The 1,312-nt window shown below is 60.3% G+C and carries 1 protein-coding gene and 1 other annotated feature; the gene reads right to left on the bottom strand.

From position 1 onward, the window contains the following. Positions 1-39: 39 nt before the first annotated feature. Positions 40-1,262 (bottom strand): IS3-like element ISPst4 family transposase gene (locus tag G7020_RS23755; RefSeq protein ID WP_181087219.1). Its coding sequence is split into 2 segments (ribosomal slippage): positions 40-977 and positions 977-1,262, totalling 1,224 coding nucleotides; the frame shifts between segments, so codons are not numbered across the junction. After that, positions 868-984: a sequence feature (AL1L pseudoknot), on the bottom strand. It overlaps the preceding gene by 117 nt. Positions 1,263-1,312: the final 50 nt, after the last annotated feature.

Here is a 1,312-nt window from a genome sequence, read left to right as displayed (position 1 = left end):
TGAATCGCCCCGGGTTTTGTGGAGGCCGTTTCGTTTAAGTCAGGCCGCCATGGCCTGACCTGCTTGTTGCTGGTGGAAGTTTGCCTCAGCCTCCGCAGGCGGGATATATCCGATTGAGCTCAGCAGGCGTTGGTGGTTGTACCAGTGCACCCATTTCAAAGTCGCCATTTCGACGGCTTCGCGGCTCTTCCATGACTGACGGTAAATCAGCTCGGCCTTGTACAACCCGTTGATGGTTTCGGCCAAGGCGTTGTCGTAGCTGTCTCCCTTGCTGCCAACCGAAGGCTCAATGCCGGCCTCTGCCAGCCGTTCGGTATAGCGGATCGAGACGTACTGGCTTCCACGGTCGCTGTGATGGATCAGACCACCCGAGCAATGCGGCTGACGGGCATACAAGGCTTGCTCTAGGGCATCCAGTACGAAGTCTGTCTTCATGCTGGTACTGACTCGCCAGCCGACGATCCGCCGTGCAAAGACGTCGATCACGAACGCCACGTACAGCCAGCCCTGCCAGGTCGATACATAGGTGAAGTCCGACACCCACAACTGGTTCGGGCGGTCGGCATGGAACTGGCGTTGGACACGATCCAGCGGGCAAAGGGCCTTGTCGCCGGCCACCGTTGTCTGCACGATCTGGCCACGTCTAATGCCCTGCAATCCGGCCCGACGCATTAACCGCTCCACCGTGCATCTGGCGACCTCGATGCCTTCTCGCCGCAGCTGCTTCCAGACCTTCACCGCGCCATAGCACTGCATATTGGCATCCCACACTCGCTGGATTTCCAGGGTCAATGCGTCATCGCGCTGAGCACGGCAACAGCGCAGTTCCGGGTTGCGCTGCTGCGCCGCGTGCCGGCGGTAACCGGACGGGGCGATCTGCAAGACACGGCAGATCGACTCGACCCCGAGACGGTCACGATGCTGATCGACAAACGCCCTCAGGACTTGGTGCGGCGGTCGAGCTCCGCCTGGGCAAAATACGCACTGGCCAGGCGCAGAATCTCGTTGGCTTTGCGCAACTCACGGTTCTCACGCTCCAGGGCTTTGATGCGTTCGCGCTCTTCGGTGGTCGGCCCAGGACGCTGACCGGCATCAGTCTGCTGGCGACGAATCCAGCCATGCAGGGTTTGCGCGGCACAGCCAATCTTCGGAGCGATGGCCTCAATGGCTGCCCACTCGGACGGATAGTCGTTCAGGTGTTCCAGAACCATGCGCACAGCACGCTCACGGACTTCAGGGGAGTAGGTAGTAGTCTTTCTCATGGCCTCATCTTCTCAAGAGTTGAGGCCTCCACGAAACCCGGGGTGATTCA

Source organism: Stutzerimonas stutzeri (assembly GCF_013522825.1).
GTDB classification, from domain to species: Bacteria; Pseudomonadota; Gammaproteobacteria; order Pseudomonadales; family Pseudomonadaceae; genus Stutzerimonas; species Stutzerimonas stutzeri_AK.
The sequence above is the reverse complement of the archived record's forward strand: the minus strand, read 5'-3'. Positions and strand labels throughout refer to the sequence as shown.